Raw genomic sequence first — 23,511 nt, forward strand, 5'->3', positions numbered from 1 at the left:
TATAAACCACCTTTTCTCGACTAATATCGACACATATAATTATAATAACAAGAAAAAAATGGGTTGACAACGACTTATTTACTATTAACCCACTCTATCTAGAAGGTGTAAAGGCTCATTATTTAGTTCTCCATGGGGTTCCATGGTCCTAATTGATGTCCCTTCCATTCAGATCCATCTTCCCAAATTTCCTTTTTCCAGATCGGAACGGTCTGTTTCAGTCTCTCTATGGCGTAACGGCTTGCATCATAACAGTCGTTGCGATGAGGCGAGGAAACAGCAATGACTACACTAATCTCTGCTACATCCACTTTCCCGATTCGGTGACTGATTGCACATAATACACCAGGCCAGCGATCGGAGATTTCCACACCAATGGCTGCCATCTGAGAAAGAGCCATCGGCACATAGGCCTCGTATTCAAGATGGACGGTGCGCTGTTCACCGGTCATTTCACGAGTTGTACCTACAAAAGTAAGAGCTGCCCCGTGATTTGGGGTAATCACTAGCGCCGTTGTTGCTTCCACGGACAAAGTGGATTCTGTAATTAGAAATAAGCCATCTTCAGTCCGATGCTCTGGAACGTTAGAGCGAAGCTGTTCATCGGATATATCCGTACCATCGCCTCCAGAGACGGGAGGGATCAACGCAAGTTCATCTTCTGAGCTAAGTATAGTATCGGCAGGAGCGTACTGCTGGTTAACTGCCAAAAAGGATGTCCTTATCTGAGAAGCTGCCTCTGGGTAGGCCAGACTCAGTTTTTCTTTTAAATCGGCAGCGGTTGGAATGTCTCCAATGTACTCAAACTCCAGAAGGGATGTATTTAAACGTTCTGCAATGCCTGCAAATAGTTGAATTGTCAATTTCATAGATATGACTCACCTCTTTTTGATCTCTAAACCCTATAAATATATCATAACGACGCGGAAAATGTTATGCTTATCCATTAGAAGAATGAACGTTTATTGAAGAGCAGGGGAGGCGGTGTGATGAGCACCAGGGAGAAGCAAACGTTAACGATTCTGCACACCAACGACATCCACAGTCACTTCGGCTCCATGAGTACCATCGCCGCTATGATCAATGAGGAACGTGACCAAGGTGGCAACTTCCTTGTATTGGATATCGGCGATCATATGGACCGAATGGCCGTTGAAACAGAGGGAACACTGGGTACGGCTAATGTTGATGTTATTAACCTGACGGGCTACGATGCCATTACAATCGGTAACAACGAAGGACTAACCTTTACGCCAGATCAGCTCTCACAGTCCTACGCTGGACTTCTGTGTCCTGTGGTATGCAGCAATGTTGTAGAGCAAGATACTGGACTTGCGCCAGTGTGGATGAAACCTTCTCTGATTGTGGAGAAAGGTCCATTTCGCGTTGGTCTGCTGGGGGCAACGGCCCCTTTTACCACGTTCTATGAATTGCTCGGGTGGGATGTTCTGGACCCTGTGGAGTCATTAAGAGCTCAAGTGGAAGCATTACGTGATGAAGTAGATGTTGTGGTTATTCTTTCTCATCTGGGGCTTTCGACAGACCGGAGACTGGCAGAGCAGATTACGGGAATTGATGTTATTCTCGGTGGACATACCCATCATGTTCTCGAAGAACCCTTAGTCATTGGTCAGACCGTGCTGGGTGCAGCTGGAAAATTTGGCCAATGGCTTGGGAAAGTGGTTCTGGAACGAACAAGTGTGGGAGAACCTCTCCAACTGGTAAGTAGCGGTTGTATGGCTGCCAAGAGTATATTACTGGATGATCAGGTCGCGCTGGCAATCGCTACGAATCGTACGGAGGCTGAAAGGACACTCAATCAGACGGCAGTGATAACGGATCGGGTGCTGCCCATCACGTACGACCGGGAATCCCTGTTTGCAACCTTGCTTGCACAAGCTGTACGTCATTTCACGGGGGCACAGCTGTCTCTGGTGAATGCAGGTCAGCTTCTCGGAGATCTTCCACAAGGTAATATTACAAAAGGAATGTTGCATTCCCTATGTCCATCTCCTATAAATGCTTGTACAATATGCTTGAGTGGAAGTCATATTCGTGAAGCACTTGAGCAGTCCTTGTTGGACGAGTTTTCAGGTAAGCCCATTGTGGGATTTGGTTTTCGTGGTCATATTCTAGGCACGTTATGTATGGACGGAATAGAAGTTCAATACAACCCAGATGCGCCAGCCTATGAGAAGATCCAGACCATATCCATCAATGGGGAGCCTATGGACGAACAATGTGAGTATATCGTTGGGACACTGGACATGTTTACGTTCAATGTGGGGTATCCTCCTCTTGCTCATGGAACCCGTACGCTCTATCATCTTCCGGAATTCATACGCGATTTGCTGGAAACGGAAATAAAACGACCAGGGGCTCTGGACGACAGCCTGCGAGCCCGCTGGCATCAAAGCTAAATTTAAAGTGCTTGCCTTCTGCTGAAGCGGCGGCTAGTGGTAATTACATCTACGGAGCGGGAGAGGATAGGCTGTGCGTTTAGTACATATAAACTTATTGCAGCCTGGCATGAAGCTGGGGAAACGTATTTATAGTGAAGAAGGCCTTGTATTACTTAGTGAGGATGTAGAGCTAACCAGTCGATTGATTGGACGCCTTAAGGATCTCGGAGTCGGTTATGTGTATATTAAAGATGCTGCGACAGAGGACATCATTGTTCCTGAAATGTTGCAGGAAGAGACCCGAAGGAAAGCACTGGTCGAGATTAAACAGCAATTTCAGAGCATGTCAGGACTGAAAACAAAAAATCGGATTCCTCATTTCGGTAAAGCGCTTAGTGGTGTGATGAATGCGATTCTGGAAGACATCGGCAGTCAGAAGGAAGCCATGATTATGCTGATGGACATGAACTCCAGTGATTTTGACCTGTATAATCATTCGCTGAATGTATGTGTGTATACACTGGTTCTTGGTGTCGCTTCGGGTTACACACGCCAGCAATTAATGGAGATTGGCCTGGGTGCCTTATTGCATGATATTGGCAAGACTCAGATTGCACCAGAAATTCTGCATAAGCCTTCCAGATTAAGTGACGAGGAATTTAAAATCATTCAGCAGCACACTACATATGGACATCGTATTCTCAAAGACGAACCAGGTATACCGCTTCTATCTGCACATTGTGCATTGCAGCACCATGAGCGAATTGATGGCAGCGGATATCCCTTTGGGCTGAAGGATAAAGAGATTCATGAGTATGCCAAGTGGATTGCGCTTGCTGATTCGTATGATGCCATGACAACGAATCGAGTCTACAAGCAAGCCTTGCTGCCACATCAGGCCGTAGAGGTGCTGTATACGGGCTCAGGAACGCTTTATGAACAACGAATGCTGGAGAGATTCAGGGATTGTGTAGCGATCTACCCCGTGGGCCTATCGGTCACGCTCAGTACGGGAGAGGTTGGGGTGGTCGCAGCGATTCATCCACGTGTTCCTCAACGTCCACTTATCCGGGTGCTCAAGGATGCCGACGGCCAGACCTTATCTTCGCCCTACGAAATTAACCTGTCCACAGCACTGTCTGTGATGATCACAGGTGTAGAGGGTCTGGAGGATACACCTTCATCTGCCCAAAGTGAACGGTTGGAAAGCTGAACAAGCTTAGAAATGATTAGCGCTCATGTCGTAATATCGGGGCCGTTTCGTGATTCGGCCCGGAGTTACCTGAGTGTTTTTTGTCATGTAATGGACAGGGTCTACGTATGCCGGAGCATTCAAAATTGTGCTATGATAAAAGATAACTCCAAAAAGAGAAACACAAGGTATGATGTAAATAAAACTTTTTAGGTTAATAAAAGGAATAAGGTGAAGAACAATGACCATGCTAAACTCAGGATCGGTACAACCGATGCCTTTATCTCCAACGAATGATCCGTGGGATCCGATTGGCTCTCTGCGTACATATGGACGCCATGTGTTGACCAGTGTAGAAATGACTGTGACACATCTGTGTAACATGCGGTGTGAGCACTGTGCCGTAGGAGATATGCTTACGATGCGTGAAGCGCCGGCTCTTCCATTACCGCTGATGCTGAAACGATTGGATGAAGTGGAGCATCTGCAGACGATTAGTCTGACGGGTGGCGAGCCAAGCTTTAGCCAGAAAACAGTGGATGAGATGATCATCCCGCTGCTCAAATATGCCAAGGAACGTGGAATCCGTTCCCAAATCAATTCCAACTTAACGCTGGATATCAGCCGATATGAGCAACTTTTGCCGTATCTGGACGTTATGCATATCTCATTCAACTACCTGAATGCTGACGATTTCCATCAAGTTGGATTTGCGAATAGTGGCAGACCTGTGAAACGTGAAGTCGCGGTGAAGATGTATGAGAAAATGATTGAAAATTCCCGCAAATTAAGTGAAGCAGGCATGTTTATCTCTGCCGAGTCCATGATTAACTTCCGTACACACGACAAGCTGGATGGTATTCATCAATTGATTCGTGAGATGGGCTGTGTTCGTCACGAAGTGCATCCAATGTATAATTCGAACTTTGCTTCGTCGTTGCCCGTGTTATCACTGGACCATATGAGAGCAGCGATTCATCGTTTGCTTGATGCACGTGACAAAGATATGTGGATGCTCTTTGGTACTCTGCCATTCTTCGCGTGCAGTGCAGCAGAGCAGGATCGGGAACTGATCAACCGTTTATACAGCGAACCAAATGTGACGGTACGTAATGATCCGGACGGACGCAACCGCGTTAACGTCAACATGTTCACGGGTAATGTGTATGTGACCGATTTTGCCGATATCCCGGAATTTGGTAATATTCGTGATCGTAAACTGGATGATGTGTTCCATGAATGGTCAGCTGAACATCCGTTGAATCAAACGGTCAATTGCCATTGCGATATTGCATCCTGTTGCGGACCAAACCTGCTAGTGGCAGATATGTATTACAAAGGTGTGGATTTCAAATCGAGAAAGGCAATCACACGTTGATATTCCAGGTGTATTCCTGAAATAGATAGAAAAGGGGAGTTTCAACTTGGATATTCATACCGAATTTCATCTTGGGCAGCTGGTATTTAATCTGGTCTGTGTCTTTTTGCTCGTATTTTTGAATGGCGTATTTGTCGCAGCGGAATTTTCCCTTGTGAAAGTAAGGCAGACACGCTTAACTCAATTGCAGAGTGAAGGAAATCGTATGGCTGGTTATGCACTGAAGGTGAATAGTAAACTGGATTCCTATCTATCGGCAACTCAGTTCGGGATTACGCTGACATCGCTTGGACTCGGGTGGCTGGGAGAACCGGCCATCTCCGAATTGCTCGTTGAGCCACTCATGTTTAAACTTGGTGTAGGAGATACAGGGCTTATTTCGACCGTGTCGGTCATTATCGGTTTTTGTATCATTACGTTTCTGCATATTGTGCTGGGTGAGCTTGCACCTAAATCGTTGGCAATTCAAAAAACAGACGGAGTGGCATTGTTTTTATCTGCGCCCTTGCTGTTGTTCTACAAAATCTTCTTCCCGTTCATCTGGGTACTGAATGTATCGGCCAATGCATTGCTGCGTCTAGCGGGTATCGAACCTGCCAGTGAAGGCGAAGCTCACTCGGAAGATGAACTTCGTATTCTGATGAAGCAGAGTGCCAAAAGTGGTGTCATCGATAAAGATGAGATCAAACTGATGGACAACATCTTTGATTTCTCCGATATGCTGGCACGTGAAGTGATGCTGCCACGTACAGACATAGATTGTTTGTACACGCATATGTCTTTGGAAGAGAACTTGGAGATCATTAACGCAACCAAACATTCCCGGTATCCCGTAGCAGTAGAAGACAAGGATGAGATCATTGGATTTATACACATCACCGATCTGTTGCTGGCTAAACCGGAGCAACAACATGATCTGGCTTCACTTGTTCGTCCAATCTTAAACGTTCCTGAATCGATGGAAATCAGCCATGTGCTGCGTCTCATGCAGAAGAAACATTCACAGATGACGCTGGTTGTGGATGAATATGGTGGCACAGCGGGACTACTGACTGCGGAAGAAATTCTGGAAGAGATCGTTGGAGACTTGTATGACGAGTTTGAGGATGAGCGTCCGCATATGGAACGGAGTGGAGATTCATTTTCCATTGATGGTCGTTCGCTTATAGAAGAAGTTCATAAGTGGACCGGAGCCATCATTGAGGATGAAGAAGTGGATACCATCGGCGGATGGTTGTTTAAAGAGCTTGGGGGCAATCCATCCAAGGGGAAAACGCAGGAGCTGAATGGGTACGTTTTTGAAGTGGAAGAATCGACTCGTTTGCGAATTACCCGTGTTCGAGTGTACAAGCAATCTGTCCCTCAAGACATGAATTCGGAAGAAAAACCAGCAGAATAGAACTCGTTGCAGGAGTAAGATAAGACGAGCAAAAGTATGAAATGATGCAGATTACGAAGATCTGCCAGGATGTAAGACCTTTGGACGTTACCTGAAAGGGGAACGAACCGAAGGTCTTTTTTTATTTTAAAGAAGAATTTGGAGAAATTATGCACATAGTTCAAACGAATTTCGGATTAACTTCGGGGACAGCGTCATATGGATATAGAGACGGGAAGCGGGAAAGAACTCAGTGTTATTCAATATGCACCAACGATGTAATAAGGAGGCGTTGTTTTGTGAAAGATCCGCAACTTCGTGCTTACGCCCCTTTTGTGGGGCCGTTTGATCCTTGTCCGCCTGTAGAGATTCGAACGTATCTGGTTCCTCCGCAATTATTTATTCCATTTCAGCCTATGGGCTGGCCACAGTACAGTCCGGCAGAAGCATTAAGAGTGGGAACGTTGTGGCCTGCATTATACAGCCCTTATACACCAGCGAGATCAAAGGGAAGGAAGGTGGAAGTGGATGGAACCTGAAGTACCGAAACCCTGTGACCCTAAATACTACGAATTGCTTGAAGAACTTCAGGCGCTGGATTTCGTGTTAGTGGAACTGAATCTGTACCTGGACACCCATCCGGGAGACTTCCAAAGCATTGAGCAGTACAACAAGTTCAGTCAGGAGCGAATGCGGGTAGCCCATGAATTTCAGCAGTTGTATGGACCGTTGATGAACTTTGGTCATGCTTTCTCCAAGTATCCTTGGGAATGGTCTCAGACACCTTGGCCATGGCAAGTGTGACAACAGCAGCAGCCTCGGGTTTCCTTGCAAGACTATAAAGTTCGGGAAGCTCGGGGGCTGAAGAAGGGGCATTTTTTGATAACATAGAGGGAGGCGTCTGGCATGTGGGTGTATGAGAAAAAACTGCAATACCCCGTAAGGGTTAGTAAATGTGATCCTCATATGGCGAAATTGCTGGCGGAGCAATACGGGGGAGCGGATGGGGAACTCGCGGCGGCACTGCGGTATTTGAACCAGCGATATACGATTCCGGACAAAATTATCGGGCTATTGACAGATATAGGAACTGAGGAATTCGCTCATCTCGAAATGATTGCCACCATGATCTATAAGCTGACAAAGGACGCTTCGGTAGAACAGTTGCAAGAAGCGGGACTTGGGCCGAACTATGCGCAGCGTGACTCTGCCTTGTTTTATACGAATTCATCAGGAGTACCATTTACAGCAGCTTATATCGCTTCAAAGGGTGACCCGATCGCAGATTTGTACGAGGACATTGCAGCAGAAGAGAAAGCCAGGGCTACATATCAATGGTTGATTGACCTGACCGATGACGTGGATCTGCAGGATAGTCTGAAGTTTCTGCGGGAACGGGAGATTGTGCATTCCTTACGTTTCCGGGAGGCCGTGGAGATTCTGAAAGACGATCGGGATACGAAGAAGATATTTTGAACGTTTGGTATAAGGCAGAAGTCTGGCAGTCCATAAGGGCTGCCTTTTTGTATGAAAGGATCATATTATGAAAGGATTAATTTTAAAATAAAATTACATATAATTATATAATTTACAAATATTGTTGTAAAATACACTAGAATACTATACAATGAAATAGTAGTTAAAAATTCTATTTAGGAGATGATCATTTTGAGACTTAGTAAAGTTCTTATGTTGACTGCATGTTCCTTTATTCTGACCACTTCCATTTCAAGTGCAGGCGTGTCTGCGGCAAATATTCAACCGAATACTAGTGCAAGTGTATCAAACGTAGTAGCTGCTAAGCTTGAAAGCAGATTTGTATCTGTAGTGAATTATTACGCTGTAGGTTCTGGAGTACCGCAATATCTTACGAATTATCAGACGAGTGACGGTTATGTTGGAACCTTGGTGTTGGTTAGTTATAATACTGTGAATGGAACAGTTGCTGCAAGATACGAAGGGACCGTTTACAGATAATCAGAAATGGTAGATTAAACCTTCTAGTATTTAGATTCTTATAACAACGCATTTATTATAAATTTGAAAGTAGCAGTTCCAAGATTAAATAATTTTGGACTGCTACTTTTTACTTTTAAATAATATTTTTTGTGTAATAATATGTAAGTGTCTATTTTCACAATCGTGGATGTTTAATCTTCAATGATAGGGGGAGAAAAAGGAGAAAATAAAACCATCCCCAGTATACTACTGGAGATGGTTTTATTGAATTTGAAGTGTTTACCTAATATTCAACTACCATGGCAACATTTTGCCACCCGGCTCCAACGGTCCAGAACAGAACTTTGTCACCACGCTGAATCTGACCGGTTGTAACCGCTCGATGTAATGCGATGAACGGACTGCTGGTTGAGGTATACCCGAACTCATCTCCGATATAGACGGCAATATCATCACCAATGCCGACGTTCGCGGATACAGCCCGAATGTTACTAATGGATAGCTGGGAGAAGCAGGCGGCTCTGATCTCGTCTGGTCCAATCTCGTTACGTATCAGCAAGGTACGAATGGACTCTGAAGCAGCATCCACACAGATGGAATCATCAAATGGGATGAATTTCACATGAAAGGCACCCGCATCTACACCCGTTTTGCCCAGCTTTGCCAAGCCTTGTGCAGGAAAAAGAGAATTACCATACACGCAGGTATCCGTCTGATAGATTGAATCAATGAAACCGACAGCATGTTCATCCCGCTCTACAATAACCGCCGCTGCTGCATCACCGAAATTGGCGAAGTATACGGGATCATCGGGACTGGCGTGAGGAGCCACGTAATCAGAGCCGATGATTAATGCGCGGCGAATTCGAGGATTGCCCAGCATCTGCCGGCTAACTTGTTCGAAAGCAGCAGTCATACCCGCGCAGTTGGCGTTGCTGTCAATACAGATCGTGTGAGAAGCTCCGTTAATCAGGCGATGGATCATCAGGGAATTCGTAGGAAAGATGTATTCTGGCGTTTGGCTTGCATAAGCAATCAGATCAATATCTGCACCGGTGAGTCCGGTTTTCTCCAGTAGGTTACTGGCTGCCTCATAGGCCATGCTTAGTGAATTTTCGTCATCGTTGTCAATTTTATAACGTGTATCACGACCCAGTGCCTGTAACAATCCACGAATATCTACACCTCTTGCATCAAAATGTTCAATATAAAAATCATTGTGCACCTTGGTTGCTGGATGATAGATATCGATATCTACAATACGAATTCCGGCCATCTTCATTCTCCTCTTGAGCGGAAGGGTGAATTCACAGCTTGTCCGCCTGGTTTATTAAGTGGTAACGGTAGATATGATTTCGAGATTGTCCAGACCGACTGATCGGCCGAGCCGGGACAATTGCATTTTTAGAATCGCGTTGTTCTCGAGGGTCAACACGACTTTTTTATATTCATCTTTTTTGAACAATTGAAGGCAGCCTTCCAGAAGAGGAACAATCTCCGGAGCAGTAACATTCAACTTTTTGCAATCGATGTTCAGGTCATACTCCTTGGTGTTAATAGAAGCGATCGTATCCTGATAGGCCGAGATGGAACGCAAACCGTCTTCTTGAGAGAAAGAACCCTCCAGTTCAATGTTTAACACCTTGTTTGGAACGTCAGTCTTCAGAATGAAATTTCCCATGTTTGATCTCTCTCCTTTAAATGAGTTAAGGCTATCCTGTTAGTGGATACACAGCCCCATAGGGCCTCTGCTGAAAGCTTCTAAGATGAGAGCTGGTTCGAAGGATAATTTAACCATATTATAAAGGTAGGAATGTAAAAAGATCAATAAAAAAGTCGAATCATGTATAAAAATGTAGAAAAGTGAATTACTGTATTTCGTCCAAGGTGGCAAGCAAAATATTAAATGCACTTATAATGCGTGGAGCACCCACACATGGCGCCAGATGTAGCAATATTCCCTTGAGCTGATCTACAGTTACCCCGACACTCAGAGCCATCGTGTAATGTACGCCCAATTGTTCATACTGTCCTTGGGTGATCAACGAAGAGATGATAGCAACTTCCTTCCATTGATCCGTAATCGTGGTGCGCTGAAAGATATCCCCGTACGCCGTCCCCATAATAAATTCCGACAATTCGGGAAAATGTTCTTTGATGGGTGCGAGAGCTCTTGCGCCGTACTCACCAGATAGTTTCGCGAAACGGTCTAGTCCCTGAGCTACATGTTCACTCATGATATGCTCCTCCTAATTCAAATTTACGGTGCGGTGAGCTGTGGGTGGAATTTCATCTCGATCGGTCAGAAGCTCAATAACAGTTACCTGATTCAACGTCTGGGCTGTGTTCAACGCAGATGAGAATTCAGCAAGAGTCTCTGCTCGAAACGCAACCGCACCGAGAGATTCGGCAAATTTGGCAGCATCCATAGGAACTTCATATAACGTGCCATCAATTCTGCCTGTTGTTTTTTCCATTCCTTTGAGTGCCATGTCCAGTTGTTTGTTGTTAACGACAATGAAGATGACGTTCAGATTGTTGCATACTGCGGTATTGATCTCCGTCCCCAGCATCATGAAACATCCATCCCCGGTGATACATACAACGGTCTCTTCAGGAGAAGCGGCCTTTGCACCTATCGCCATACCAATGGCGTTCCCCATGCAGGCAAAGTACGCGTCAAACACAAAGCTGCCTGGTTTCTTGACTTTATATCGCTGGACCGCATGAAATCCATGGCTGCCATCATCAACAAACAGCTTATGATCATACGGAAGCAGATCACTCATTCCATCTAGTACAGAAGCTAGAGACAGTTGGGGGAGATCTGGTAAAGGGACAGTGTAATCCATGGGTGCCGTGGTTCTCACAGGAGTAGGGAGGTCTTCTAATATGCCCAACAAATATTGCAGGTTGTCCTTCAAATCACCGGTGATATGTAAGGTTTGAGCGCTCAGAATCTTGCCTACAAATGTAGGATCAGCGTCAAATTGAATGAGGTGTGCCGGGTGATGTTCAGGCTTCAGATTGCAGAGGGTCATGTCACTTAGACGTGAACCGAGTACGATATAAAGGTCACTTTGGTTCAACATGTCGTCTGCATGCGGGAAACCTCCAACACCACAAGGTCCATGGTACAGGGGATGGTCCCACGCAATCGCTCCTTTTCCACCAGGAGTAGTAATGACGGGAATGTTGAACGATTCGGCCAATTGAAGCAATTCATCATGGGCTCTGGCGCGACTTACGCCTTTACCAGCAATAATTAAAGGGCGGTTGGATTGTTGAATGAGAGGAAAAATGCGATTCAGATTAGATACGCTAAGCAGAGGTTCCGGTTCGGGAATAACAATCCGGCATTGGGATAACAATTCAGTCTGTACGTCAAAAGGAATACAGAGGTGAACAGGGCCTTTATTAGGGCCGAGTGCAATGGAAAGGGCATGATTCAGCAGTGTGCCGAAGTGATCTCCACGCTCAACCAGTTTGCTGAATAGCGTAGCAGGCCTGAACATTTCGGCCAGATCAGCCAGATAGGAAGAAGAATCCTGACACTGGGGGAGCCCCAGTTCCTGAATGGATTGATGACCCGTAATAAACAGTACAGGCAGATTGTTGGCTTTTGCATGGGCTGCTGCAGTAAGCAGGTTGGTTCCGCCTGGACCGGATGTGGCAAAGGCAACGCCGAGTTTACCTGTCTGTAATGCATAACCGGATGCGGCAAAACCTGAGCTGGATTCATGACGGCCTGGAATGAACTCTAATCCGTAATCCACCATTTTCAGTACAGCAGGACAGATGGATTTACCAATAATACCAAAGACATGAGTAACGCCTAGATTACGCAGAGTTTCTGCCAAATAGTCCGCAACTGTTCTCATGCGGGACACCTCGCTTCATGAAATAGGTTATTAGAACCATACGCATATTCCATTTATTGAATGCAAGTTACAGTCTAAGGTTGTAAGAGGAAATATTCATTGTTATTAGGAAGAGTATCTTTTTTTGTGGTTTTTTGTCAACCTGTTTTTGTGAGTCTAAATTCCTGATTCTTAAGTTGGTAACGCTTTAAGTGTTGCTGGTTAAAGTGAAAACAATTGGTTATATATCCCTGCAACGAATTACCCAATCGCAACAGAATTACAAATAATGTAAAATGATGACTGTAAATGAAGAATTTCAGCCTCTAATAGCAACTTGAAAGCTAGAGGTTTATTTTTTTTCGTAACAACGCATCGCATTCGCAATTCTTTGCTTTCTGCTATACTGGAAAGGAATTGGGAGGGGATGGAATGACAGTCATCAAGATGGCTCTGATTGGGCTGGGTAAAATGGGATTACATATGGTTCATCTAATCGAGAATACCAAGATGGGTACAAAGATTGAGATTGTAGCGGTGTGTGATGCGAATGAGGACGGTTTGGCGTCTTTTGCAGCTTCTCATCGGGGAGTTAGGACGTATACGGATTACAAGCAATTGATGAATGAACATCAGATTGATCTGCTGTATATTGCAGTTCCACCTAAATTTCATTACCCTGTTGTCATGGAAGCACTGGAGCGCAAAATTCATGTATTCTGCGAGAAACCACTTGCCAATAGTGTAGAAGAAGCCAAAAAGATGCTGGATGCAGCAGAGCAGGCGGGCGTAGTTCATGCCATCCACTTCTCTATGCCGCATGAACCTTCCGTGCTGAAGTTGCAAGAGATGATTGAGCAGGGTACAGTGGGGGCCATTCGCAAAATAGATCTCATTTTGCAATTTCCGCAGTGGCCACGATCATGGCAACAGAATGCATGGATTACGAGCCGGGAACAGGGTGGATTTATTCTTGAAGTGGGGATTCACTGGATTCATATGATTCAAAAGGTGTTTGGTGCCATCCGGGTTGTTAGCACTCAGGTTCAATATCCTGAGAATGGTGACTGTGAACTAGAAGTACAGGCTGCAATGGAACTGGAAGACGGAACCCGAATTCAGCTGAACGGCATCTCTCAATTTGCCGGGGAAGAACGTGTATCCATGGTGGTGTACGGTGCGAAGGGCACGATTGCCTTGGAAAATTGGGAAGAATTGAAGACGGGCCTGGTGGGACAGCCACTTTCTCCAGTGGAAGTGCTTGAATCCGCCAGTGAATTGCCGGTTCTTAAACATGTCATTGCCCGTATACAAGGCAAACCAGCTAAGATATATGATTTTAACGATGGGTATCAGGCACAATTGGTACTGGAAGCGCTACGGAACACAGAACAATCGAGATAAGAAAAGGAGTGCTTAGGTTTTTTCATATGAGGTGCACGGTGTACCTTTTCCTGATTCAGCTCTCCTTAACACAAAGAAGCATCGCAGAGGCTCGGGTGAGTCTGTCTGCGATGCTTTTTTCCTTTGATATATGCTCATGATACAGCTATTTAGATACTCGATCAGTATGTTGATTCAGTTCAAGCCAGCTTGAATTGCTTAACCAGCTGATCAAGTGCATCGGACATTTCATTCAACTGCTTGGACGTGTCAGACATTTCCTGCAGAGAAGCAAGTTGTTCCTCCGTCATCGCAGATACTTCTTCCGTGGCTGATGCAGTGTCTTCCACAACAGCCGATACTTCATTAATGGACTTCATCACAGCCTCACTACCGGAAGTTAACTCCTCGACAACAGCAGATACCTCTAGAACTTCACCACTGAGGTTATGAATATGCTGAGTAATGGTTGAAAAAGCATTACCTGCATCCTCAATGGTCCGCAATCCTTCATTCACATGTAGAGTGCTCTCATCAACCACTTGCACCGTACTTTGAACACCTGCTACCACGGTTTCCAATATACTTGTAATCTCTTTGGCTGATGTTGCACTTTGGTCTGCAAGATTACGGATTTCCGCGGCAACGACAGCGAAGCCGCGTCCATTATCCCCAGCGCGGGCAGCTTCGATTCCGGCGTTAAGTGCAAGCAGATTGGTTTGTCTCGCAATACCCGACATTGAATCTGCAATGTTGATCACTTGATCAGACATCTTCGAAATTTCATTAATGGCTTCCTGTACAGAGAGGAAGGATTGCTCAATGGAACTCATTTTACCTACAGCATTATCAATGCGCTGTTGCCCATCCACAGCAATGGATTCGGTACGAACTGCACGGCCTGCCACATCACTTGCCGAGGAGGCGACACGATTAAGCCCGTTGAGGGATTGCTGCATCGCAGCTACCATGGTTTGCGTAAGAGCAACCTGTTCATCAGCGCCTTCAGCGACACGTTCCATGGCAGTGGCAACTTCTTTTCCTGCAAGATGGCTATCGGCCACACCTTTATCCAATCGATCCGAAGCTGTGCTCAGAATCATGGCATTGCTCTGAACGTCCAGCATCATTTGCTGCAAACCAGTGAGCATTGTATTGGCCGCCTCCGCGAGTTCACGAGTTTCGTCTTTCATTGGCGTAGCGATTCTCAGTGTCAGGTCGCCATTGGAAGAACCGATGTCATTTAATGCCTGCTTTACGGTACGAATGTTTTTAACAATGGCACGTGACAGGACCAAAGCAGTGATGAACGAGATAATGGCCACAACGATAAGTGCCCCATACAGTTCCAAGTTCAGTATTGTGTTTTTTTGCTTCAGTGCTTCTGTACGGTTATCGGTTAACGTATGCTCGTTGGTTCGAAACGTATCGAGAGCAGTCCGAATCTGGTCCATGTCTCTTTTACCTGGATCATCTGCGAAAAAATCTCGAATGGCCTGTGTATTATTGGCTTGGCGAAGGGCGACCATAGGTTCACCAGCGACCTGGACCCAGTTCTCCATATTAGTATGTATGTCTTCCAAAAGTGCAAGTTGAGCCGGATTATCCGAAATTAAAGCAGCAAGTTCATCTCTGAGTGTAATAAGTTGCTCTTTTCCTTGGGTGTAGGGATCGAGATAGTTGTCCTGACCCGTGATGATGTATCCGCGTTGACCTGTTTCCATATCTACCATGTTTCTTTCGAGTTCATAGGTGAGGGCGTGTACCCTCATATCGTGATCGACCAGAAAATCCAGTTCCCGTTGGAGCTGACTTGTGCTGTTCTGAATCAGCAGGATGCAACCAGCCAGTACAGCCAGTACGAGTAAATATCCTAATCCAATCTTATAGAAAATCTTAAAGGTCTTTCGCTTTTTCATGTTTGTTATTCCTCTCTATGGGGTATATGTAGTTGTCGAAAAAACCGGAAATGTGATAATTGTAGGTCTTTAGATTAGGTGTCTAAAGAACTATTTTTTAGTATTATACGTAAAGAAACTTCTTTTGTATATAGTTTGTTTAACTATAATATAACGTTTGGTTAATGCTGTATAAGGTTGGGGTTGATGATGTTTTACAATCGTTGGTTTACACGTTCAAACGTTATGTTTATCATGGGAAGGGAACGATTCCAATTACATATACAATATCCCAATCCGAAAGGAACATTGGACATGAATAAAGAGAAGGTATTGCTCAAACCGGAAGCGATGATTTTTGACATGGATGGTACGCTGTTCCAGACAGAGACCCTGTTGTTGCCAGCTTACCAGCAACTATTTGATACATTGCGTGCCGAAGGGCACTTTGAAGGAGAAACTCCACCCGAGGAACGGATGCTGGGAAGTTTGGGCATGTTGCTCGAAGATATATGGAAAGTGGTTATGCCTGAGGCGTCGGAAGCGGCACATCGCCGTGCAGACGAACTGTTGCTTCAACTGGAGATTGAGGGGCTTGATCAAGGAAGTTCTCAATTGTATCCTGGGGTGAAAGAAACACTGCAATCATTAAAACAACAAGGAGTGCGTCTTTTTGTCGCAAGTAACGGGCTGGAGGACTATGTGAAGGGTGTGGCGTTTGCACACGAGATTATGCCTTTCTTTGAAGGGGTATACAGTGCAGGCCAGTACAAGACTCCTTCCAAGATTAATCTGGTGCAGATCCTGCTTGAGAAACATCGTATTCAGGACGCATGGATGGTAGGGGATCGCTCTTCTGATGTGGAAGCGGGTAAAATGAACGGTCAGGCGGTCATCGGCTGTGCCTATGCCGGGTTTGGTCGTGATGAGGAGCTTGCAGGCTCAGATGTGCTCATCTCTGATTTTACAGAACTGCTGCGTCTGTATGATGAAGCAGAGTAGCCTCTACGCCGTATACGTATCCTGAGATTTAAGATTACGAACCACATGATATGAACCTGTAGACTCAACGGAAATTCGTTGAATACAGGTTTTTTTGTATGATCATGCAGTCACATTCTCCCCTGTAGAAAGTTGATTTCCCTATCCCGCTTTCCTCCATATTCCCTCTATACTTCATTCAAAAGCTATAGGGGGTCCGATTCTGGTGAAACCATCCAAAATACATGCCTATATGTTCATCTTTCCAAGTCTTTTTTTAACTGTTGTATTCGGGATCTATCCGCTGTTATGGGCGCTGCGTTACATGTTCTATGATTATCAAGGCATCGGGACGCCTGTCTTCATCGGACTTGATAATTTTGGACGAATTTTGCGTGACGGCCAATTCTGGGATTCAGTAGGCAACACGGGTGTGTATGCCCTGGGCAAACTCGTCGTTACGATTCCACTGTCGTTAACTTTGGCGATTATTCTGAATCGCAAATGGAGAGGGCGATCCCTCTTTAGGGCGATCTATTATCTTCCCACTATTTTTAGCGCTTCGGTCATGGCGATTGTATTTTTTATTATTTTCAACTCCTATAACGGAATATTGAACCAATTACTGCTTAAGTATCATGTGATCTCCGAACCGATCGGCTGGCTGGGAGCTGAGCATGCTATGCTGACGACCATTATCATTGCCATCTGGGGTGCTGTGGGGAACTATATGTTGTTGTTCATTGCCGGTCTCCAGAGCATTCCCGAAGAGCTCTACGAGGCGGCATCACTGGATGGAGCCAGTGAGTTTCAGAAGCTGCGTAATGTGACGATTCCTTTGCTTGGTCCTGTTCTGCAGATGATTATCATGCTGGCGATTACCACGGCGCTGAAAGGTTACGAGAGTATTATGGTGCTGACCGAAGGGGGGCCGTATGGCAAAACAGAGGTGATGTATCTGTATTTGTTCAAACTGTTGTTTCCCGTGTCGGCTGACACACAATCACTCCAGCAGCTCGGTTATGGCAGTGCAGTCGGTTTCACAACGGCTCTCATCGTAGGGGCTGTGACGCTCATTTACTTCCGTATATCCAAAAAGCTCAATGATGTCTATTAATCCCTATCAGGAGGAAACGATGATGACTCAAAACGTGCTTGCGCCCTCAGGGTCTCCCCAACTCATTCGCTGGACCAAACGAACGGTACTTTGGTTGTTTTTGATCGCTATCGCTCTGCTGTCGTTGTTCCCCATCATACTTGTATTGCTCGGTTCCTTCAAAACAAACCAGGAATTGACCGGAGGAGCTACCATCTGGCCGAAGATTTGGCAGTTCTCCAACTATGCTCAGGCTTGGAAAACCGCCAATTTTTCGGGTTTTACCATTAACAGCGTGTTTGTTAGCATCAGTACAACAGTTGGCACACTGCTGGTAGCTTCGATGTCAGCCTACGCTGTGGATCGAGTGAATTTCAAAGGGAAAAAGGGGTACACCTTGCTCATGGCATCTACTCTGTTTATTTCCATAGGCGCGGTTGTGCTGCGTCCGCAATTTGACCTCATGGTCAAGCTGGGGCTGAATACCACGTTGTGGGGCGTTATTATTATATTGATCAGCGCACACGCTGCCACATACTTTATTCTGATTGGTTTCTTCAAGAGCATCCCGCGCGAACTGGATGAAGCGGCGATGATTGATGGCTGTAATTTCTTCACCACCTACTGGCGAATTATTCTTCCGCTCCTGCGGCCTGGACTCGCCGTTGCAGGTCTGGGTGTATTCCAGAGTTCATGGAATGAATATATTCTTCCTTTTGTGTTCACCATGAGCAATCCGGACTTGCAGACTTTGCCGGTTGGGCTGGCTAATCTGCGATATGGCATCGGAGCTGCGGCTGAGGTCCAACTGATGATGGCCGGAGCCTGTCTGTCCATTTTGCCACTGCTCATCGTTTATATTTTTGCCAACAAATCATTCATGCAGGTGACCTTGGGAGCTGTGAAAGGATAGGCGTGAGCACAATCATGGAAACGGTTTTACGGGTTATTCCACTGTGCTATACTCATTTTAATTCACAGCGGACGGGCCAAGCCGTGTTCAAGGAGCGAGCGCCGATGATATTCAACTTTTATAAAATGTCCCTGAAAAAAAGAATACAGCTGCTGTACATTTTTCTCGTTGTCTTGTGCATCAGTGTGACCGGGATATGCTCTTATCTCTTTGCTGCACGAAGCATTGAGCAGAATGCACTTGAACTGAAACAAAGCATTCTGAACAAATCGGTGCAGGTTATGGATGAACATCTGAGGCACATTGTTGTATCCTCTTTTTCTTTTATGCTCAATGAAACGTTCACCCAGGTCATGAAGGACGTGGGAAAAAATAACACATCTCATTATTATCAGAATCTCTCGCTGCTGCAAACATCGTTTGCTCAATTGAAGCTCGTAGAGCCACTGATTGATACCGCATATCTGACCACACCCATCGGTGATTTTTTCTCGACCAAAGATTTTCCGAATCACAATAACTCATTCAACAAGGAATACGGACGCTACGTGAAGCTGCAAGGCTGGAATACGATGTGGTTTGGTTCACATCAGAGTCAGTTATTCCAGTCCCAAGGAAATGTGTTATCTCTGTTGCTCAAACCCATTGTGATCGATAATCATACCTATTCGAATGTATACATGGTCGTCAATATGAAGGAAGAGGCGATGCGAGACATTCTGACGCAGGATCTCATGAATAACCAGATTCAACTGTTTTTGCTGCACAAAAACGGAAATGAAGTCATTCGGCCCAGGTCCCGAAATTACGATTTCATTATGGAGCCTGACTTTACCCAACAGTTTAGTCGTGGCGATGCTGGGGATTTTACCTACAGGAACGATCAGGGGGAGGACATGCTTGTTAACTATTCGGCATTGTCGATGAACGAGGATTGGGTCATGGTAAGTGTACAGTCCAAGGCTGACTTGTTGTCCCCCCTACAAAAGATACGCTGGCTGATCATCCTGATCATGTTGTTTTGCATTTTGCTCGCACTCGGGTTGTCCAAGCTGCTGGCCTCCGCTCTGTTGAAGCCACTGAACAAACTGCGACGCTTGATGGTTGAGGTGGAGTCCAATGATCTGGATGTGCGGTTTCGCAGCAAGTATGACGATGAAGTTAGCGCTGTAGGGCATCGTTTCAATCGGATGTTGGACCAGATTCAGATTCTGTTTGAAGAAGTACGGACAACGGAGCAAGACAAACGGCGGTTTGAAGTCAAGGCGCTTCAGGCGCAGGTTGATCCTCATTTCCTCTACAATACCCTTAATACGATGTTCTGGAAGAGTGAGAGCGGAGAGAAGAAGGATGTAAGTGAGATGATCGTCTCCTTATCCTTATTATTCCGTCTGGGACTGAATGATGGGAAAGACATCACCAGTGTGGATCAGGAGATCAAACATGTCGAACAATACATGCAGCTTCAGCAAAAATGTTACGAGGATCTGTTCGTTTATCGGATTGAGGTGGGGGACCCCTCTTGTTACGCTGTTGATATTTTAAAAATATTGCTTCAGCCCTTGGTGGAGAATTCCATCCTGCATGGATTCAAGGACAAAGAAGATTTGGGCGTTATCCTGATCCGCATTGATCGTCAGGGTGACACACTACGGCTGGAGGTGGCTGACAATGGATGTGGGATGGATGTAGCCAGTATCTATGCTGAGGATGTTCCTGACGGGGGACGCAAAGGTTATGCCCTATCCAATCTCCATGGCAGATTAAGCCTGCACTATGGGGATGTGGCCTCAATTGTATTTCATAGCAGTACAGATGTGGGAACAACGGTTGTTATCACGATTCCGATCACCTGAGGAGGGGCAGTATGGGCCAATTGACGATGTGTGTTATGGATGATATCCAGGCAGTTGTAAAGGGCATATCTTCAACTATTCCGTGGGAAGATCATCAGGTTCGGATTGTAGGCACGGCGAGTAATGGAGAGCGCGGTTGGTCCTTGTTGCTGGAGCAGCAACCCGACATCGTGATTAGTGATATCAGGATGCCCAAGTTGAGCGGGCTGGAGCTAATGAAGCGGGCATTGGATGCCGGACTGCGAGCCAGATTTATTTTCATCAGTGGTTATTCGGATTTTCAATATGCACAGGAAGCCATCAAGATGGGTGCATCCGATTATTTACTCAAACCGTTTACCCCTGAAGAAATACTCGGTGCGGTGTTGAAGGTAAGACAGGTGATTAAGGAAGAACAGGCACAGTGCAAACAGTTGGAACAGTTGGAGCAGAAGGTGGAGAGCAGCAGCCAGTACGAGCGTCACAGCTATCTACTGGGCTTGTTGCGTCATGAAGTCGGGGGATTCCTGAATGAAAGTCGCTGGAACGAGCTGCATATTGATCTCGATTCCTCCAATCTTATCGTCATGGTTATCGAGGTGGATGGTTATACGCGATATGGATACACGATGCATCTGGATGCCGAAATCGTTCCTTTTGCGGTTCAAAATATTGTTGGAGAAACCATAAATCGTTATACCAAAGGCGTTGTTTTACGGGAAAACCGATACCGGCTTGCAGCTATATTGAACACAACAAGCCAGATCGACGTCTCCGAGCTACTGGAGCAATGCCGCCAAAATGTGGAGCGATTCAGCAAAAAAACAGTCTCGATTGGTGTGGGTACGATTGCCCGCAGACCACAGGAGATCTGGACGTCCTACGCACATGCAGATCAGGCGATATCCTATCGTTTTTACAGTGAAGGAAATTGCATCCTCCAGTATACTGAACTGGAAAATCAGGCCTGTGTGGCTCCGATATATCCTCTGGAGAAGGAGAAAGAGCTCTTTTATGCACTGAAATGTGGTAATGAGAGCACCTGTCACCGCATCATTGATGAAATTCTCGAAGAATGGCAGGTTTCCGAAGGTTTTCCCGAGCCACTCACGATGATTCGTTTGCTGTCTGGACTTGCTTTTGCCATCTACCGTGCCTTTTGTGATGAGATTACAGCAGAGGAACGCTTGCGTCTGGAGGCCGACCTGACAGTGCTTGAGGCGATGCGCTCCTTGACGTTTGAGGGCTGGAGGGGATATATCAAACATTTTAGCAGTATGGGTTGCGAGATTATGGACAAAAAACGACTCACCGATGTCAAACAGGCGATTAGCAAGGCGCAGGAATATATCAGTTTGAATCTTGCAGAAAATCTGACGCTGCATGCCTGTGCCCAATCCGTACATTTAAGTCCGAGTTACTTTGCCAATGCCTTCAAAAAGGAAACGGGCATAACGCTGATTCAATATATTACTAAGATGAGGATGGAAAAGGCCAAAGAATTGCTGGTTGCAGGTGTACAGGTGCAAGAGATCTGCCAGAGGCTGGGTTATGAGGACAGGCCGTATTTCAGCGGTTTGTTCAAGAAATATTGCGGCATGACGCCAACCTGCTTCAGGCAAATGTATGAGAATTGAAACCGATACGGATCGTCATTTTTCCCACCATGCAAAGTCAGAATGTCCCTCACCTCCATGAAAGCGTAGCGATTATCATTACGTTAACGGATAACCAAACGGGTTGTCCAGACAAGCATAAGGGGGCATATCAATGGTTAAAAAGTGGATGGTGACTACGCTAAGTGCATTGCTGGCGCTAAGTTTGGCAGGTTGTTCTGCTGACAGTGGTACTTCGGCAAATAGCGAATCGGGGACCAGCGGGGAGAATGCCGGAGGGAAAACCAAAATCATATATTGGACACCGGACCGCCATGATGCTGATTTTATGAAATCCAAGATCGATGAGTTCAACCGGACGAACAAGGACAACATTGAAGTGGAGATGACCGTGATGGGGGACAACTATCCACAGGCGGTCGATATTGCTTTTGCCAGCAAGCAGGCACCCGATGTGCTGCAAGTTAATGATTTTCAGACGTATTATCAGAAGGGGTATCTCGCCCCGATCGATGGATACATGAGTGATGAGATGAAGGCCGTGTTTAAAGACAGCTTGATTGAAAATAAAAACACGATTGATGGAAAAATATATTCCCTCCCCAATACAGGGCAGGTCTGGCGGCTTGTGTATAACAAAGATATTTTCAAAAAGGCAGGGATCGAGAGTCCGCCAAAAACGTTGGCTGAGATGGTAGCGGATGCCAAAAAAATTACCGAAGTTGGTAAAAGTGAAGGCATCTATGGCTTTGCCAGCCCATTCAAGAGCAGCAGCGGCTTCTGGAGAGCAGCCAATACGATTGCAGGTGCAAGCAATAATGTTGGTATTGATGGTTACAACTACAAGACTGGTCAATTTGATTTTGGGATGTACAAGGATATCGCAATGGCGCTTCGTCAGATGAATCAGGATGGCAGCATGCTGCCAGGGGTTGAAAGTCTGGACATCGATCCACTCAGAGCCCAGTTTGCTCAAGGCAAAATCGGAATGTACATTAACCACTCCGGTGAACCAGGTGTATATAAAGATCAGTTTCCTACAAAAGAAAATTGGGCAGCCGCTCCTGTACCAACTAATGATGGAACGATCAAGGGCGCTTCACAAGTCATCGGGGGCTCCTACATCGGCATCAATGCAGATTCTGCCAACAAGGAAGCGGCATGGAAGTTTATGGCGTATGTGTACAGCACAGATCTTCAGAGTGAGTATTACGAAAAAGGATACGGAATCTCACTGATTCCTGCTGTACTAAGCTCTGACAAAAAACCAAGCATTCCGGGCATTGAAGGTTTCCTGCCCAAACGATATGATGCCATTTTCCCGGCAAATCCAAGTGTGGTGACCGAGAGTTCACTGGAAGGCACCAAATGGGGTGAGGCTTTTTCAATCTTTGTATTCACGGGTGGCGATCTCGATGCTGTGATCAAGGATCTGGATACAAGGTATAATGCAGCTCTGGAGAAAACCAAAGCGGCAGGGCTGACCAACATAACTGCTGATCCTTCGTTTGATTCTTCCAAACTTCAGGGTAAATTGTCCACAGAAGACTAATAAACGTTCATAGCGGCCGTGGTTTAACTACTTCGGTCGCTTATTCACAAGGAAAGGGGAAAAGCAAA

21 protein-coding genes are annotated in these 23,511 nt (G+C 45.7%); 15 read left to right on the forward strand and 6 right to left on the reverse strand.

All coding sequences use genetic code 11. The features are described from left to right. Positions 1-122: 122 nt before the first annotated feature. Positions 123-869, reverse strand: coding sequence for a molybdenum cofactor biosynthesis protein (locus NST38_RS09640; protein WP_076252351.1), 747 nt, complete (start codon positions 867-869; stop codon positions 123-125). 120 nt (positions 870-989) lie between these two features. Here NST38_RS09640 and NST38_RS09645 point away from each other — a divergent pair, with 120 nt between their 5' ends. From NST38_RS09645 to NST38_RS09680, 8 genes are all read left to right on the forward strand, one after another. Then, positions 990-2,420, forward strand: a complete 1,431-nt coding sequence (locus NST38_RS09645) for a bifunctional metallophosphatase/5'-nucleotidase (protein WP_076252349.1) — start codon at positions 990-992, stop codon at positions 2,418-2,420. 73 nt (positions 2,421-2,493) lie between these two features. Beyond that, entirely contained in the window at positions 2,494-3,615 is a 1,122-nt protein-coding gene (locus tag NST38_RS09650) for an HD-GYP domain-containing protein (protein WP_036609917.1), read from the forward strand. Positions 3,616-3,835: 220 nt separating this feature from the next. Further along, the gene (gene yfkAB / locus NST38_RS09655; RefSeq protein ID WP_101313331.1) at positions 3,836-4,972 is read left to right on the forward strand and encodes a radical SAM/CxCxxxxC motif protein YfkAB; all 1,137 of its coding nucleotides are present in this window, start codon (positions 3,836-3,838) and stop codon (positions 4,970-4,972) included. 46 nt (positions 4,973-5,018) lie between these two features. After that, the gene (locus NST38_RS09660) at positions 5,019-6,371 is read left to right on the forward strand and encodes a hemolysin family protein (RefSeq protein ID WP_076252347.1); all 1,353 of its coding nucleotides are present in this window, start codon (positions 5,019-5,021) and stop codon (positions 6,369-6,371) included. A 278-nt stretch (positions 6,372-6,649) separates the two neighbouring features. Next, complete coding sequence (locus tag NST38_RS09665) at positions 6,650-6,889, forward strand: spore coat associated protein CotJA (RefSeq protein ID WP_076252345.1); 240 nt, start codon at positions 6,650-6,652, stop codon at positions 6,887-6,889. Continuing rightward, complete coding sequence (locus tag NST38_RS09670) at positions 6,879-7,154, forward strand: spore coat protein CotJB (protein ID WP_017689525.1); 276 nt, start codon at positions 6,879-6,881, stop codon at positions 7,152-7,154. Before NST38_RS09665 ends, NST38_RS09670 begins: the two co-directional genes overlap by 11 nt. Positions 7,155-7,256: 102 nt before the next feature. Beyond that, positions 7,257-7,826 carry a manganese catalase family protein gene (locus NST38_RS09675; protein WP_076252342.1) on the forward strand — a complete coding sequence of 190 codons (570 nt, stop codon included), beginning with the start codon at positions 7,257-7,259 and terminating at the stop codon, positions 7,824-7,826. A 192-nt stretch (positions 7,827-8,018) separates the two neighbouring features. After that, positions 8,019-8,327, forward strand: a complete 309-nt coding sequence (locus tag NST38_RS09680; RefSeq protein ID WP_076252340.1) for a hypothetical protein — start codon at positions 8,019-8,021, stop codon at positions 8,325-8,327. 265 nt (positions 8,328-8,592) lie between these two features. Here NST38_RS09680 and NST38_RS09685 read toward each other — a convergent pair whose 3' ends face one another. The 4 genes from NST38_RS09685 to NST38_RS09700 all read right to left on the reverse strand — a co-directional run bounded on the left by NST38_RS09685 (position 8,593) and on the right by NST38_RS09700 (position 12,190). Next, positions 8,593-9,591: a 3-oxoacyl-[acyl-carrier-protein] synthase III C-terminal domain-containing protein gene (locus tag NST38_RS09685; protein WP_341343926.1), complete on the reverse strand. Its 999-nt coding sequence runs from the start codon at positions 9,589-9,591 to the stop codon at positions 8,593-8,595. 48 nt (positions 9,592-9,639) lie between these two features. Beyond that, positions 9,640-9,990: a hypothetical protein gene (locus NST38_RS09690; RefSeq protein ID WP_036609902.1), complete on the reverse strand. Its 351-nt coding sequence runs from the start codon at positions 9,988-9,990 to the stop codon at positions 9,640-9,642. Positions 9,991-10,177: 187 nt separating this feature from the next. After that, positions 10,178-10,546, reverse strand: a complete 369-nt coding sequence (locus tag NST38_RS09695) for a carboxymuconolactone decarboxylase family protein (RefSeq protein ID WP_017689521.1) — start codon at positions 10,544-10,546, stop codon at positions 10,178-10,180. A 12-nt stretch (positions 10,547-10,558) separates the two neighbouring features. Beyond that, positions 10,559-12,190: a thiamine pyrophosphate-binding protein gene (locus NST38_RS09700; RefSeq protein WP_076252336.1), complete on the reverse strand. Its 1,632-nt coding sequence runs from the start codon at positions 12,188-12,190 to the stop codon at positions 10,559-10,561. A 411-nt stretch (positions 12,191-12,601) separates the two neighbouring features. Here NST38_RS09700 and NST38_RS09705 point away from each other — a divergent pair, with 411 nt between their 5' ends. After that, a complete protein-coding gene (locus tag NST38_RS09705) occupies positions 12,602-13,573 on the forward strand; it encodes a Gfo/Idh/MocA family protein (protein ID WP_076252334.1) in 972 nt (323 codons plus the stop codon). 179 nt (positions 13,574-13,752) lie between these two features. On the opposite strand, the gene NST38_RS09710 is transcribed toward NST38_RS09705, so the two are convergent. Further along, entirely contained in the window at positions 13,753-15,471 is a 1,719-nt protein-coding gene (locus tag NST38_RS09710) for a methyl-accepting chemotaxis protein (RefSeq protein ID WP_076252332.1), read from the reverse strand. Between the two features lie 294 nt (positions 15,472-15,765). Here NST38_RS09710 and NST38_RS09715 point away from each other — a divergent pair, with 294 nt between their 5' ends. The 6 genes from NST38_RS09715 (at position 15,766) to NST38_RS09740 (ending at position 23,443) form a co-directional block, all read left to right on the forward strand. Continuing rightward, positions 15,766-16,452: an HAD family hydrolase gene (locus NST38_RS09715; protein ID WP_076252725.1), complete on the forward strand. Its 687-nt coding sequence runs from the start codon at positions 15,766-15,768 to the stop codon at positions 16,450-16,452. Positions 16,453-16,657: 205 nt separating this feature from the next. Next, entirely contained in the window at positions 16,658-17,548 is an 891-nt protein-coding gene (locus tag NST38_RS09720; protein ID WP_017689516.1) for a carbohydrate ABC transporter permease, read from the forward strand. A gap of 22 nt (positions 17,549-17,570) precedes the next feature. Beyond that, positions 17,571-18,440: a carbohydrate ABC transporter permease gene (locus NST38_RS09725; protein ID WP_051447142.1), complete on the forward strand. Its 870-nt coding sequence runs from the start codon at positions 17,571-17,573 to the stop codon at positions 18,438-18,440. 104 nt (positions 18,441-18,544) lie between these two features. Next, on the forward strand, positions 18,545-20,296 hold the full coding sequence (locus NST38_RS09730) for a sensor histidine kinase (protein ID WP_076252330.1): 1,752 nt from the start codon (positions 18,545-18,547) through the stop codon (positions 20,294-20,296). 11 nt (positions 20,297-20,307) lie between these two features. Continuing rightward, positions 20,308-21,912: a helix-turn-helix domain-containing protein gene (locus NST38_RS09735; protein WP_076252327.1), complete on the forward strand. Its 1,605-nt coding sequence runs from the start codon at positions 20,308-20,310 to the stop codon at positions 21,910-21,912. Between the two features lie 133 nt (positions 21,913-22,045). After that, positions 22,046-23,443, forward strand: coding sequence for an ABC transporter substrate-binding protein (locus NST38_RS09740; protein WP_076252325.1), 1,398 nt, complete (start codon positions 22,046-22,048; stop codon positions 23,441-23,443). The last annotated feature ends 68 nt before the right edge of the window (positions 23,444-23,511 follow it).

Source organism: Paenibacillus sp. FSL H8-0104, assembly GCF_038050215.1.
Taxonomy (GTDB): domain Bacteria; phylum Bacillota; class Bacilli; order Paenibacillales; family Paenibacillaceae; genus Paenibacillus; species Paenibacillus amylolyticus.